Origin of the sequence: Photobacterium sanguinicancri, assembly GCF_002265265.1 — a bacterium.
In the GTDB taxonomy this organism is placed as follows: domain Bacteria; phylum Pseudomonadota; class Gammaproteobacteria; order Enterobacterales; family Vibrionaceae; genus Photobacterium; species Photobacterium sanguinicancri.
This window is the reverse complement of sequence record NZ_NOIF01000451.1, coordinates 1-464: the sequence shown is the minus strand read 5'-3', so window position 1 is coordinate 464 and position 464 is coordinate 1. Positions and strand designations below refer to the sequence as shown.

Genomic DNA, 464 nt, shown 5'->3' with positions numbered 1-464 from the left:
CGGCCATCGACCCGCTGACCTCGACGTCGCGCATCATGGACCCCCGCTACTTGGGCGAGGACCACTACCGCGTGGCGACCACGGTCAAGCAGATCCTGCAGAAGAACAAGGAGCTGCAGGAGATCATCGCGATCCTCGGTGTCGACGAGCTCTCCGAGGAAGACAAGATCGTCGTGGCCCGTGCCCGTCGTATCCAGCAGTTCCTCTCGCAGAACACCTACATGGCCAAGAAGTTCACGGGTGTCGAGGGTTCGACCGTTCCGCTCAAGGAGACCATCGAGTCGTTCGATGCGATCACGCGCGGTGACTTCGACCACGTCGCCGAGCAGGCCTTCTTCAACGTTGGCAGCATGGACATGGTGATGGAGAACTGGGACAAGATGAAGAAGGAGGGCTGAGTCCTATGGACCACCCGCCGCTTCAAGTCAAAGTCGTCAGCGCCGATCGTGAGGTGTGGAAGGGGG

1 protein-coding gene is annotated in these 464 nt (G+C 60.6%); it reads left to right on the top strand.

The window, feature by feature from the left end:
* Nucleotides 1-398 (top strand): ATP synthase beta subunit C-terminal domain-containing protein (locus tag ASV53_RS26555; RefSeq protein WP_500690245.1); only part of this gene is annotated, 398 nt, incomplete at its 5' end.
* Nucleotides 399-464: the final 66 nt, after the last annotated feature.